This is a genomic window from Nonomuraea lactucae (assembly GCF_003313395.1).
Taxonomy (GTDB): domain Bacteria; phylum Actinomycetota; class Actinomycetes; order Streptosporangiales; family Streptosporangiaceae; genus Nonomuraea; species Nonomuraea lactucae.
In genome coordinates, this window is sequence record NZ_QNFZ01000277.1 from 22,422 (window position 1) to 35,538 (window position 13,117).

Sequence of the window (13,117 nt, forward strand, 5' to 3'; positions counted from 1 at the left end):
TGCGGGTGCTCAGCTGAGGAGCGTCTCGCGCAGCGGCTCGGGCAGCAGGTCGCCGTGGGCGCGGGTCAGGTCGTCGCAGAGCCGCCAGATGTCGTCCAGCGACAGCGTGGCCGAGGTGTTGGGATCGACCATCAGCGCGTGCCGTACGTGCTCGGGTCGTCCCTCGGCGGCGGCCCGCACGGTGAGCTCGTTGACGCTGACGTACGAGCGGTTGAGCGCCGTGCACTGGGGCGGGAGCGCGCCCACGCGGGTCGGCCGGACACCCGAGGCGTCCACCGCGCAGGGCACCTCCACCACGCACCCGGGCGGCAGACCGGAGATCAGCCCGTCGTTGACGACGTTGCCGTAGACCATGCGCGGCACGCCGGTGACCATGCTGTGAATGATCTGCGGCGCGTACTCGTCGGTGCCCGCGATGGCGAGCTCGCCGCCGAGCCGCACGGCGTCGCGGGTGCGCTTGTACTCGTGCACGTTCTCCTCGCTGACGCGCACGTACTCGCCGACCGGGATGCGCAGCCGGCCGATCTCGCTGTCGTGGCGCAGCAGCCAGGGCAGGTACTCGGCCGAGTGCTCGCTGGTCTCCGTCGGGTAGCGGCCCAGCCGCCGGTACATCTCCACCCTGACCCGGCGGCGCAGCTCCGGATCGGCGGCCACGGCCGCGTCCAGCCGGTCGTACAGGTTCTCGCCGTCGCGCTCGAAGCGCAGCACCCACGCCTGGTGGTTGACGCCCGCCGCCACGTAGGTGATCTCCTCGTACGGCACCGCCACCAGGCCGGCGAGCCCGCGCATCGTCCAGTAGACCGAGTGGCACAGCCCCACCACGTTGCGCACCTTGCCGGACAGGTGCCAGACGTTCATCGCCATCGGATTGGTGTAGTTGAGCAGCAGGGCGTCCGGGCAGAGCGCCGCCATGTCGGCGGCCAGCGCGTCCAGCACGGGGAACGTGCGCAGGGCGCGGAAGACGCCGCCGGCCCCGATGGTGTCGGCGATCGTCTGGCGCAGGCCGTACCTGGCGGGGATCTCGAAGTCGGTCACCGTCGAGTCGTGCCCGCCGACCTGGATCATGTTGATCACGAAGTCGGCCCCGTCCAGGGCCGCTCGCCGGTCGAGGCTGGCGGTGATCGCGGGCCGCCCGCCGCGGGTGGCCGCGATCCGGCGGGCCACCGCCTCGGCGACCTCCAGGCGTTCGGTGTCGACGTCGTGCAGGGCGATGCGGGCGCCGCGCAGCTCGGGGTAGGCGAGCAGGTCGGCGAGCAGGCCCTGGGTGAACACCACGCTGCCCGCGCCGACGAAGACGATCTTAGGGTTGCTCATGAGGTGACTTCCTCCCAGGTCGGCTGCGCCGCTGTGCCCCCCGCGGCTCGGGTGGAGAGGGTGCCGCAGGCCACGGCGACCACCAGGCTCCGCCGCGGGGGGAGCCCGCGCAGGCGGGCCGCGAGCAGGCCCGCGTTGAAGCTGTCGCCCGCGCCGACCGTGTCGGTCACATGTGCCGGGACGGCCGGGACGCGGATCAGCTCGCCGCCGTCGATCGACAGCGCGCCTTCGCCGCCGCACTTGATCACCGGGGTGGTCCCCCGCCGGGCGAGCTCGCGGACCGCGCGCTCCAGCCCGGCCCGCCCGGGAGCAGCCGCGGACGTCATGGCGAGGGCCTCGCGGTCGTTGGGCAGGAGGACGTCGGTCACGGGCAGCACCTCGTCGAGGCCCTGCCAGCGGCCGGCCGGATCGTCGTTGGTGTCCAGCGAGGTGGTGGCGCCGGCGGCCCGGGCCGTCCGGAACAGGCCGGGCAGGCCCGCGGCGAGCCGCGGCTGCAGGAAGAACGACGAGACGTGCAGGTGGGCGGAGCCCTTCACCAGCTCCGGCGGCACGTCCTCGGGTGCGAGCCGGTCCAGGCAGCCGGGCGAGGTCAGGATCGCCCGGTCGGGACCGTCGGTGAGGACGACGGTGAGCGCGGTGGCCGTGTCCGGGGCCACCACGCAGGCGGAGACGTCCACCCCCCTGCCGCGGAGCGCGTCGAGGATGAACCCGCCGGCCGCGTCGTCTCCCACCCGGCCGACGAAGGCCGTCCGCAGGCCGAGCCGGGCGGCCCCGCACGCGGTGATCGCGGCGGAGCCGCCGAGCGCCAGAGCGCCGCTCTCGACGAGCTGCTCGCGCTGGCCGAACGCGGGAACGCGGGGCGCGCCCGAGACGATCACGTCCGGGTTGGCGTCGCCGACCACGAGCAGGTCGAAGTCTGTGATGGCCATGACGAGGACGGTCCCAGCACCTTCGCTTACTTGTCAATACTTTCGGAACCCTCCTCGACAAAGCGGTCATAGCTGCATAGACCGAGGATCGAACGACTAGCTAGGCGAAGGTATTGACAAGTTTTCGAAAGTCGCCATGATGGGCTGAAACATCCGCCCACCGGCCCCGCCCGTCGCCACCAGGAGGTTCCGAGATGCCGCGACCACCGGGCGCTCGCTCCGCACTCGCCGGACCCGCTCCGGCGGTCCCGCCTCCGTGCGCCGCCCCCGCCGTAGCGTCGTCCCACCGGTGGGCCGGCAAGCGCGGCGACGGCGGGATCGCGGCGGTGTTCCTCGCTCCTGTGCTCATCGGGTTCGCCGTCTTCTACCTGTATCCGGCGGCGCGCGGCGCCTGGTACTCGCTGACCGACTGGAACCTGCTGTCGGAGCCTGGCTTCGTCGGGCTGGACAACTACGCCAGGCTGGTCCGCGACCCGCTCTTCTGGAACTCGCTCAAGGTCACCGGCGGCTACGTGCTGCTCAACCTGGGCATCCAGATGATCGCCGGGCTCGGCCTGGCCGCGCTGCTGCACCGGCTGACCCGCTCCCTGCTGGTCCGCTCGCTGCTGGTGGTGCCGTGGCTGGTGCCGAGCGTGACCACCGGCCTGCTCTGGATGTGGCTGCTGGACGCCAACCTCGGCTTCGTCAACCACGTGCTGTCCGGCCTGGGCCTCGCTGGGCAGGGCTTCCTCACCTCGCCCGACCTGGCCCTGACCAGCGTGGCGGTGATCAACTCGTGGAGCGGCACCGGATACACGGCGCTGCTGCTGTACGCCGGGATGCTGCTGGTGCCCGCGCAGGTCTACGAGGCGGCGGCGCTCGACGGCTCCGGCGAGATCCGCACGTTCTTCCGGATCACCCTGCCGCTGATGCGGCCCATCATCGCGTTCGTGCTGGTGGTGTCGCTGATCGGCTCGTTCCAGCTCTTCGACACCGTCGCCGTGACGACCAAGGGCGGCCCCGTCAACGCCACCCGCGTCGTCTACTACTACATCTACGAGCAGGCGTTCACCCACTTCAAGATGGGCTACGCCGCCGCGCTGGCGCTGAGCCTGGTGCTCATCCTCGGCGTGCTGACCTTCGTCCAGATGCGCCTGCTGCGCGCCTCCACCTCGGACCTCGCATGAGATGGCCCCGCATGAGCGGAATCGGCCGGCCGCTGGCCTGGGCCTGCCTCCTCCTGGCCATAGTGATCTCCCTGTTCCCGCTCTACTGGATGCTGCGCACGGCCATCACGCCCGGACGCGAGCTGGCGGGGGACACCGCGGGGCTGCTGCCGCGCAACCCGACGCTCTTCAACTTCCAGCGGGTGCTCGGCCTGGCAAGCAGGGAGGAGGCGCGGGCGGCCGGAGGATCGGGGGCCGACCTCGACTTCTTCCTCTACCTGCGCAACTCCGTCGTCTACACCGGGCTCGTCACCGGCGTCCAGACCCTGCTCTGCGCGATGGCCGGCTACGCCTTCGCCCGGCTCCGGTTCCGCGGCCGTGACCTGCTGTTCGGCCTCTTCGTGGCCGCGCTGATGGTGCCGCCGATCTTCACGCTGCTGCCCAACTTCGTCCTGGTCAAGGAGCTCGGCTGGCTCGACACCTACCAGGGCCTGGTGGCGCCTAGCCTGCTGATGACGCCGTTCGCGGTGTTCTTCCTGCGCCAGTTCTTCCTCGGCGTGCCGCGCGAGGTCGAGCAGGCGGCGCTGATCGACGGCGCGGGCAAGTGGATCATCTTCTGGCGGGTGGTCCTGCCCATGACGAAGGGACCGCTGCTCACCCTGGCCCTGACCACCGCGGTCTGGACCTGGAACGACTACCTCTGGCCGCTGCTGGTGGCCCCCGGCGAGGAGACCCGGGTGCTCACCGCGGCGCTCGGCATCTTCCTCAAGCAGTCGCCCAACACCGCGCCCGACTGGACCGGGCTGATGGCGGGTTCGGCCCTGTCGGTCGTCCCGGTCCTGCTGCTCGTGGTCTTCTTCGGCCGCCGCCTCGTGGACTCCATCCAGTTCTCCGGCATGAAAGGTTAGATCATGAAAAAGGCGCACATTGCGGTGGCGGCGCTGCTGCTGACGGCGGCCTGTGGCGGGGGCGGGGGCGGCCGTGGCGACGACGCCGCCGGCGGTGGCAAGGTCACGCTCACGTACGCGCTCTGGGACGACGTCCAGCAGGGCGCCTACCAGAAGTGCGCCGACGCCTTCCAGAAGGCCGAGCCCGGCGTCACCATCAAGATCACCCAGAACGCGTGGGACCAATACTGGCAGAACCTGACCACCCAGATGGTCTCCGGCAGCGCCCCGGACGTGATCACCATGCAGGCGTCCTACTACCCGCAGTTCGTCAAGAACGGCCAGCTCCTCGACATCGAGCCCATGGTCCGAGCCGACAAGGTGGACCTGGCCCGCTACCGCCCCGGCCTGGCCGAGCTGTGGGTCAAGGACGGCAAGCGGTACGGCCTGCCCAAGGACTGGGACACCATCGCGATCGTCTACAACACCGCCCTGGCCAAGAAGGCCGGCGTGGACCTGAGCGACCTCACCTGGAACCCCGCCGACGGCGGCACCTTCGAGAAGGCCATCGCTAGGCTCACCGTCGACGCGAACGGCCGGCGCGGCGACCAGCCCGGCTTCGACAAGACCAAGGTGGACGTACGGGGCGCCGTCCTGGAGCTCAACGACGGCTCGCAGGGCCAGAACGGCTGGGGGGACCTCGCCGTCGCCAACGGCTTCTCCTACATCGACAAGAACCCGTTCGGCACCAGGTACTTCTACGACGACCCCAGGCTGGCCGAGACCGTCACCTGGTTCAAGGGCCTGCTCGACAAGGGATACGCGGCGCCGTACGACAAGACCAGCTCGCTCGGCCCGGACGCGGTGCTCAACTCCGGCAAGGCGGCGCTCGGCATCACCGGCTCCTGGATGATCAAGACTTACCTGGAGTCCACGGAGCAGAAGTTCGCCTTCGCGCCGCTGCCGACCGGTCCCCGGGGGCGCAAGTCCGCCTTCAACGGCCTGGCCGACGTCATCTACGCCGGCACGGAGCACAAGGACGCCGCCTGGAAGTGGGTGAAATTCCTCGGATCCCCCGCCTGCCAGGACATCGTCGCCGACAGCGCCGTGGCCTTCCCCGCCGTCACCTCCTCCAGCGAGCGCGCCCTGAAGGCCCACCGGGCGGCCGGGCGGGACGTACAGGTCTTCGTCGACCAGGCCGAGGCTCCCGACGGCATCTTCCTGCTGCCGGTCAGCGACCACGGCGACGAGATCAACCAGATCGTGGCCACCGCCCTGGAGGAGGTCTGGCTCGGCCAGAAGGACGCGAAGACCTCGTTGACCGCCGCCAATCAGCAGGTCAACGCCCTGTTCACGGGAGACTGAGAGGAGGCCGTCACCTGTGCTGGCGTGCGCTCTGCTCTGCCTGGGGCACGCCACTCCACGCCGCCCCCCGGCCGCCCGGCAGTGGAGAGTGAGGAACAGCACGCATGAGGCCCTTGCCGATCACAACGCGAGGAAGAACATGCGCATCCATCGACACCTGATAGCCGCGATCATCGCCTGCTGGGCCCTGTTGGGAGTCAGCCCGCCCGCGCAGGCCGCCGCCCCCCTGCCCGACCCCGTCCCGTGCCCCGGCTGCTGGCACCCCGCCCTCAACACCAGCTGGCAGTGGCAGCTGTCCTCGGTGCCCGCCGAGCCGTTCCTCGACGTCACCATGTACGACATCGACGGCTTCAACGCCTCGGCCGCGACCGTGCGGCGGCTGCACGAGACCAAGGCCGGGCGCAAGGTTGTCTGCTACATCAGCGCCGGCTCCTACGAGGACTGGCGTCCCGACGCCGCGGACTTCCCCGCCTCGGTGCTCGGCTCCCCCCTGGACGGCTGGGAGGGCGAGCGCTGGCTGGACATCCGCCAGTACGGCGGGGCACTCGGCGCCATCATGCGGGCGCGGCTGGACATGTGCCGGTCCAAGGGCTTCGACGCGGTCGAGTTCGACAACGTCGACGGCTACACCAACGACACCGGGTTCCCGCTCGCGGCCGCCGACCAGCTGCGCTACAACGCCTGGCTGGCCAACGAGGCGCACAGTCGGGGCCTGTCGGCGGGGCTGAAGAACGACATCGAGCAGATCCCGGCCCTGCTGCCCTACTTCGACTGGGCGCTCAACGAGCAGTGCTGGCAGTACGGCGAGTGCACCACCGCCCAGAACGGCGGCTACGGCTACGACCAGTTCGTCGGCGCGGGCAAGGCCGTCTTCACCGTCGAGTACAGCCTGGCGACCTCCCAGTTCTGCGCCAAGTCCAACGCGCAGAACTTCAACTCGCTGAAGAAGCGCCTCAACCTGGACGCCTACCGAGTCGCCTGCCGCTGACCCGGGACGCCTGGCGGTCCCCCTCATGACGCCCCTCCGGCCGGGCCACCCAGGCCCGGCCCCCACCTCCCATGCGGCGCCCGTCCTCGGGCCCGCGGCGCCGCTAGGCGCTGCGCAGCTCGCGGACGGCGTCGGCGGACGTGCCGTGAACCTCGAAGCGCCTGTCGAGGCCCGTCATGGCCAGCACCCGGGCCATGCGGGACCGGACGCCGCTCAGCACCATCCGGCCGCCCGCCACCTCGGCCCCGTTCATGGCCGCGACGATGAGGCTCAGCCCGGTGGAGTCGCAGAAGTCGACGGCCTCGACGTCGATGACGACCCGCGGCGGCCCGGCGGCGGAGACCGCCTCGATCATGGCCAGGCGCAGCTCCGCGGCCGTGGCGATGTCGAGCTCGCCCGACAGGCGCACGACGGTGACGCCGCCCTGGCGGCTGATGGCCGAGGAGAAGCCCGGTCTCCTGCCGTTCGCCTGGTCCACTGCTCGCCCTCCTCGTGTCGCCGGTCGCCCTTCCGCGCACCCACCCCGCACGTACGTGCCGACAGGTCCTGATTGCATAGCGTAAGCGATGGCTGGCACCCTTCGTGCCCAGTTGCTCACAGTCCGGCACGCGGAAGCGGGGAAGGTAGATCTTTTCGCTGGTCACCCCTCGGTTGTGCGAGCCTGCCCTGGTGGTGACTCTCCCCTCCGGGTTCCGGACCCGCCCCCTCGTCCGCTCCGCCCCGGGCGGCAGGGGATGACAACCCTTGCCCTCCCGCGGATCGGGGCCCTCGGCTAGACCATGCGCATCACCACCACCGCCCGGGCCTTCAGGGTGCGCACCGAGGCGTACACGCTGACCGTCTCCCGCACCGAGCCGACCGCCGAGCTCGAAGGCTGGGGCACGCTCAGCCTCCTGGCCTCGGTCCACACCTCCGCGCGGCGCGACGAGACCTACGAGACCCTGCCGCCCGTCCTCACCCGCGACGACGGGCGCGCGGTCTTCCACCTACCCCAGCGCACCGCCGCCTGGCAGACCAAGACCGTCAGGCTCACCTGCACCCCCGACGCGATCGCGCTGGACGTGAGCGTCGAGGGGGAGGCCATGGTCGGCGACGTGACCCTGCTCGGCGGGCGGGCCGTGCTCAACACCGGTCCCGCCGGAACGTTCCGCTCCGGTCTCCTCGCGCGCGGCGTCTTCAGCCCCGCTCCCGCGCAGCCCGTCCAGGTGGTACGGCCCGCCGGCACGCCCGTCACGCTGGGCGTGGTCGGGGACTCGCGCCCCGGCCGCCTGCACGCGGTGTTCTCGCCGCCGCCGCTGGTGCTGGCGCTCGGCAGGCACGAATCGCGGACCGCGACCGGCGTACCCGAGGGGCCGTGGCTGGGCGTTTCGGTGTGGGCCGGGGTGGCGGATCTCACCTTCACCCAGTTCGCGTACGAGCCGCTCGACGGCGGGACGCTGCTCCGCCTCGACTACGAGGGCCGCACGGCGGCGCGCGGCACGTGGACCTCCCCGGCGATCGTGATCAGTCCCGCCGCCACCCCCTGGGAGGCGGTCGCTCGGCACCGCGCCGACCTCGTCGCGCACGGCCTGGCCCCCGGCGGGCCCGTCCATCCCCGGTACGCCTGGTGGGAGCGGCCCATCTTCTGCGGCTGGGGCGCCCAGTGCGCGCGGGCCCGCGACGGGGTGACCCCGATGGAGCTGTCGCGCCAGGACCTCTACGACGGCTGGCTCGACCGGCTGGAGGAGCACGGCCTCGTGCCCGGGACCATCGTGATCGACGACCGGTGGCAGGCGGCGTACGGCAGCCCCGAACCCGACCCCGCCAGATGGCCGCGCCTGCGCGAGTGGATCGCCGCCCGGCACGAACGCGGCCAGCGCGTCCTGCTCTGGTGGCGGGCGTGGGCTCCCCACGGGCTGCCCCCCGAGGAGTGCGTCACCGACCCGGCGGGGCGGCCCGTCGCGGCAGACCCGACGAACCCCGCCTACCGGCGCCGCCTGGCCGCCGCCGTGGAGCACATGCTCGGCCGGCTCGGCGCCGACGGCCTGAAGATCGACTTCACCCAGTGGTCGCCCAGCGGGTCCCACCTGCGCTCGTACGGTCCGAACTGGGGGATCTCCCTGCTGCACGAGATGCTCGCCACCATGTACGAGGCCGCCAAGCTGGTCAGACCGGACGCCCTGATCGTCACGCACACGCCGCATCCGGCGTTCGCCGACGTGTGCGACATGATCCGCCTCAACGACGTCCTCGACACCGACCCCCACGGCCGTCCGGTGCCCGCGGCCGACCAGCTGCGGTTCAGGCACGCGGTCGCCGCCCACGCCATGCCCGGCCACCTCGTCGACACCGACCAGTGGCCCATGCGGACCAGGGCCGACTGGCTCGCGTACGCGCGGGTGCAGCCCGAGCTCGGGGTGCCGGCGCTGTACTACGCGGAGTCGATCGACGGCTCGGGCGAGGAGATCACCGGCGAGGACCTCCGGCTCGTCGCGCGGTGGTGGGGGACGGCGGACGGGCGCCTGCCGGGCGACCTCGCGGATCTCGTGGAGGAGGTGGACGAGTGCCTCCCCGCCGACCTGGCGGGGGTCGTGGGGGAGCCCGACGCCGGTGACCTGGTGGAGGTCGTGGGGGACGCCGGGCCCGCCGACCTGGTGGAGATCGTGGGAGAGGTCGCGGGTCGCCCGGGGGTCCCCGGCGGCCCTCCCTCCGGCCCCATGGGGGGACACCCGTGATGACCGGGCGTCGCCTTGCCCGGGCCCGGATCGACTTACCCCAGGTCGTTCATTGTGGGAACGATTCCGGATAGGGTGCGGCCTGTGGGTGCCGACGTTACCGAAGTCCTACCCGGGGTTTACCGGGTCTTGGACACATGCAACGTGTACGTCGTCGTGTCCGGGGACGGCGACGACGGCGGGGCGGGAGAGCGCACGGGCATCGCCGTCGACTTCGGCTCCGGCCGCGTGCTCGACCATCTCGGCGAGATGGGGATCGGCCGCATCACCCACGTCCTGATGACCCACCACCACCGTGACCAGGCGCAGGGCCTGGCCAGGGCGGTCGCCGCGGGCATCGCCGTCCACGTCCCGCCCGTCGAGCGGGAGCTGTTCGACCAGGTCGACGTCATGTGGTCGGGGCGGCGGATCAGCAACGACTACGACCTCCGGGACGACAGGTTCTCCCTGCTGGAGCCGGTGCCGGTCGACGGGGTGGTGCCCGAATACCGCACGGCCCGCTACGGGGGCGTCGAGGTGCGGACGCTGCCCACCCCCGGCCACACGCCGGGTTCGGTCAGCTACCTCGTCGACACGGCCCACGGGCGCGTCGCGTTCACCGGCGACCTGATCTACGCGCTGGGAAAGGTGTGGTCGCTGGCCGCCACCCAGTGGTCGTACACCGAGAACGAGGGCCCCGCGATGGTGATCCTCAGCTGCGAGCTGCTGCGCCAGGAGGAGCCCGACCTGCTGTGCCCCTCGCACGGCGAGCCGATGCGCGAGCCGGACCCGGCTCTCGCGCGGCTGTCGTCGGCCATGCAGCGCTACGTGGACTCCCGCCGCGCGCGCCCGTGGGACGTGCGCGGCCTCCTCGACAACCCCTTCGTGCAGCTCACGCCCCACCTGCTGATGAACCGCGGCGCCGTCTCCCACAGCTACGCGCTGCTGTCCGGCTCGGGCGCGGCGCTGCTGTTCGACTTCGGCTACGACATGTCCACCGGGCTGCCCCTGAGCACCGATCGCGCCGCCCGGCGCCCCTGGCTCGCCTCGATGCCGGCGCTGCGCCGTCACTACGGCGTGACGGACGTGGAGGTCGCGCTCCCCACCCACTACCACGACGACCACGTGGCCGGCATGCCGCTGCTGCGCGACGTCGAGGGCACGCAGATCTGGGCGCCGTCCCACATCGCGCCCATCCTCGCCGCGCCGCTCCACCACGACCTGCCGTGCCAGTGGTTCGATCCCATCCCCGCCGACCGGGTGCTGGGGCTGGGGGAGACGGTGCGCTGGCGCGAGTACGACATCACGGTCCACGACCTGCCGGGCCACACCCTGTTCGCGGCGGCGTACGAGTTCGAGGTGGACGGCCACCGGGTGCTGGTGACCGGCGACCAGCAGGACGGCCAGGGTATTCCGGGCGAACGCCACGAAATTCTGAATTATCAGTACAAGAACCGGTTTCGCATCCAAGATTATCGCCAGAGCGCGGCCCTCTACCGGCGCCTGCGCCCGGACCTGATGGTCAGCGGCCACTGGAAACCGCGCTGGGTCGACGACGACTACCTGCGCATGCTGGAGGAGAGAGGGGAGCGGCTCATCGACCTGCACCACGAGCTGCTCCCGCTGGACCGGCTCGACCTGGGCGCCGACGGCGTGCTCTGCCGCCTGACCCCCTACCACTCGCGCGTCCCCGCGGGCGGCGAGGTCGTCCTGACCGCGACCCTGCGCAACCCCTGGCCCGACAAGGCGGTGGCCCGCGTGGATCCGGTCGTCCCGCCGGGCTGGGCGCGCGAAGTGGGATCGTTGTCGGTAAGGCTGCCCGGACAGGGTACTGAAGAGGTGCGCCTCCGCCTCCGCGCCGGCCCCGTGCCCGCCCGCCGGGTCCGCCTCGCCGTCGACGTCACCATCGGCGACCTGCGGCTCGGCCAGCACGCCGAGGCCCTCGTGGACGTCGTCCAGGAAGGGACTTCATGACCGTCGAGCGGCCCGCCACCCCCCTGAGCCGCGCCCGCCGGCCGACCATCAAGGACGTGGCGGAGAAGGCGGGTGTCTCCCGTTCCACGGTGTCACGCGCGCTCACCGGGCGCGGCTACGCCGCCGACGAGGTCCGCGAGCGCGTCCGGCGGGCGGCGGCCGAGCTCGGCTACGTGCCCGACGCGATGGCCCGCACCCTCAAGCAGCAGGTCAGCCGCTCGGTCGGGGTGATCGTGAGCGACCTGCGCAACTCCTTCTACGCCGAGCTGGCCGCCGGGGCGAGCGCCGCCGCGCGCGAGCGCGGCTACACGATGGTCCTCGCCGACACCAGCCTGTCCACCGACGCCGAGATCGAGGCGGCGGAGGCGTTCGTCGCGCTGCGGGTGGCGGGGGTCATCGTCACGCCCAACTCGCCGAGCGTGTCCACCTACCTGGGCGAGCACGGCATCCCGGTCGTCGAGGTGGACAGGCAGTTCGCGGCCGGCTCGACCGACGGGGTCGTGGTCGGCAACCGCGTCGGCGCCCGCGAGGCCACGGCCCACCTGCTGGAGCTGGGGCACCGCCGGATCGCGCTGTTCATCGACGAGACCAACTGGACCACCGGGCACGAGCGCTACGAGGGCTACTCCGAGGCGCTCGCCGCGAGTGGCGGCGCGGTCGAGCCCGCGCTCGTCGTCTCCTCCGGCTGGGACGTGGCCGGGTCCCACCAGCGGGCGCTCGACATGCTGCGCGAGCCCGACCGGCCGACCGCCGTCTTCGCCGCCAACAACGTGCTGGCCGAGGGCGTATGGCGGGCGGTGGCGGAGCTCGGCCTGCGGGTGCCCGGGGACGTCAGCCTCGTGGCCTTCGACGACGCCCCGTGGATGAGCATGGTCTCGCCGGCGGTCACCGCGGTCGCGCAGGACACCCTGAGCCTCGGCGCGGCGGCCGTGCGCCGGCTGCACGAACGGATCGAGCGGCCGGACGGAGAGTCGGTCACCAGTGTGCTCGGGGTGCGCCTGATGGTACGCGGATCCACCGGGCCGTGCCCCGCACCCTGAAACGGTCTTGGCCCGTTCATTGACCCGCAGGTCACGGGGCTTCTAATATCCCGTGGGAACGATGCCATGGCGCTTCCCACACCTGGGCTTCCCCGGGGACGCGCGGGCTGCCCGTCTTCCTGCCCCCGGGATGGATCCATGCCCGACCCCGGCCTCACCCTCCCCCCGCCCGCCTCCGGCGTGCTCGCCTGGCACGTGGCGGAGCACCTGGCCGCCGCGCGGGCGATGGCGGCCCTGGTCCCGGCGGTCGAGGCCGTCGGCGAGGTGCTCATCGCGGCCTTCTCCGGCGGCGGCACGCTCTACACGATGGGCAACGGCGGCAGCGCCGCCGACGCCCAGCACCTCACCGGCGAGCTGATCGGCCACTACAAGCGCGACCGCCGCCCCCTGCCCGCGGTCACGCTCACCACCGACGCCACCGTGATGACCTGCATCGCCAACGACTACGCCTACGACGACGTCTTCGCCCGGCAGGTGCGCGCGCTGGCCCGCCCCGGCGACGTGGTGGCGGCGTTCACCACCAGCGGCAACTCGCCCAACATCGTCGGCGCGCTGCGGGAGGCCCGCTCCGGCGGCGCCACGACCGTGCTGTTCGGCGGCGGTAACGGCGGCGCCGCCGCCCGGCACGCCGACCACGCGCTCCTCGCCCCGTCGCCCGCCACCCCTCGCATCCAGGAGATGCACACGCTGATGCTCCACATGATCAGCGAACGGCTCGACGCCTGGGCCGCCACATGACCGACCGGCGACCCACCCCCACCCCCAGCCCCACCGCCACCCCC

At 72.1% G+C, this 13,117-nt stretch carries 11 protein-coding genes; 8 read left to right on the forward strand and 3 right to left on the reverse strand.

Annotated elements, in window-relative coordinates:
- Positions 1 to 9 precede the first annotated feature (9 nt).
- Positions 10 to 1,314: an alpha-glucosidase/alpha-galactosidase gene (melA, locus tag DQW85_RS18575; RefSeq protein WP_113701565.1), complete on the reverse strand. Its 1,305-nt coding sequence runs from the start codon at positions 1,312 to 1,314 to the stop codon at positions 10 to 12.
- Positions 1,311 to 2,243: a carbohydrate kinase family protein gene (locus DQW85_RS18580; protein WP_113701566.1), complete on the reverse strand. Its 933-nt coding sequence runs from the start codon at positions 2,241 to 2,243 to the stop codon at positions 1,311 to 1,313. The genes melA and DQW85_RS18580 overlap by 4 nt, the downstream gene beginning before the upstream one ends.
- Positions 2,244 to 2,437: 194 nt before the next feature.
- Here DQW85_RS18580 and DQW85_RS18585 point away from each other — a divergent pair, with 194 nt between their 5' ends.
- The 4 genes from DQW85_RS18585 to DQW85_RS18600 all read left to right on the forward strand — a co-directional run bounded on the left by DQW85_RS18585 (position 2,438) and on the right by DQW85_RS18600 (position 6,628).
- Positions 2,438 to 3,409: a carbohydrate ABC transporter permease gene (locus tag DQW85_RS18585; protein WP_113701567.1), complete on the forward strand. Its 972-nt coding sequence runs from the start codon at positions 2,438 to 2,440 to the stop codon at positions 3,407 to 3,409.
- Positions 3,410 to 3,420: 11 nt separating this feature from the next.
- A complete protein-coding gene (locus DQW85_RS18590) occupies positions 3,421 to 4,296 on the forward strand; it encodes a carbohydrate ABC transporter permease (RefSeq protein WP_205315217.1) in 876 nt (291 codons plus the stop codon).
- Positions 4,297 to 4,299: 3 nt separating this feature from the next.
- On the forward strand, positions 4,300 to 5,640 hold the full coding sequence (locus DQW85_RS18595; RefSeq protein ID WP_113701569.1) for an ABC transporter substrate-binding protein: 1,341 nt from the start codon (positions 4,300 to 4,302) through the stop codon (positions 5,638 to 5,640).
- A 139-nt stretch (positions 5,641 to 5,779) separates the two neighbouring features.
- Positions 5,780 to 6,628: an endo alpha-1,4 polygalactosaminidase gene (locus DQW85_RS18600; protein ID WP_113701570.1), complete on the forward strand. Its 849-nt coding sequence runs from the start codon at positions 5,780 to 5,782 to the stop codon at positions 6,626 to 6,628.
- A 103-nt stretch (positions 6,629 to 6,731) separates the two neighbouring features.
- Here DQW85_RS18600 and DQW85_RS18605 read toward each other — a convergent pair whose 3' ends face one another.
- A complete protein-coding gene (locus DQW85_RS18605; RefSeq protein WP_162795098.1) occupies positions 6,732 to 7,106 on the reverse strand; it encodes an STAS domain-containing protein in 375 nt (124 codons plus the stop codon).
- Positions 7,107 to 7,407: 301 nt separating this feature from the next.
- Between DQW85_RS18605 and DQW85_RS18610 the strand changes: the two genes are divergently transcribed.
- The 4 genes from DQW85_RS18610 (at position 7,408) to DQW85_RS18625 (ending at position 13,073) form a co-directional block, all read left to right on the forward strand.
- Positions 7,408 to 9,342: an alpha-amylase family protein gene (locus tag DQW85_RS18610; protein WP_113701572.1), complete on the forward strand. Its 1,935-nt coding sequence runs from the start codon at positions 7,408 to 7,410 to the stop codon at positions 9,340 to 9,342.
- A gap of 129 nt (positions 9,343 to 9,471) precedes the next feature.
- Positions 9,472 to 11,295: an MBL fold metallo-hydrolase gene (locus tag DQW85_RS18615; RefSeq protein ID WP_205315218.1), complete on the forward strand. Its 1,824-nt coding sequence runs from the start codon at positions 9,472 to 9,474 to the stop codon at positions 11,293 to 11,295.
- Positions 11,292 to 12,335: a LacI family DNA-binding transcriptional regulator gene (locus tag DQW85_RS18620; RefSeq protein ID WP_113701574.1), complete on the forward strand. Its 1,044-nt coding sequence runs from the start codon at positions 11,292 to 11,294 to the stop codon at positions 12,333 to 12,335. Before DQW85_RS18615 ends, DQW85_RS18620 begins: the two co-directional genes overlap by 4 nt.
- A gap of 138 nt (positions 12,336 to 12,473) precedes the next feature.
- On the forward strand, positions 12,474 to 13,073 hold the full coding sequence (locus DQW85_RS18625) for a D-sedoheptulose-7-phosphate isomerase (RefSeq protein WP_205315219.1): 600 nt from the start codon (positions 12,474 to 12,476) through the stop codon (positions 13,071 to 13,073).
- Positions 13,074 to 13,117 lie beyond the last annotated feature (44 nt).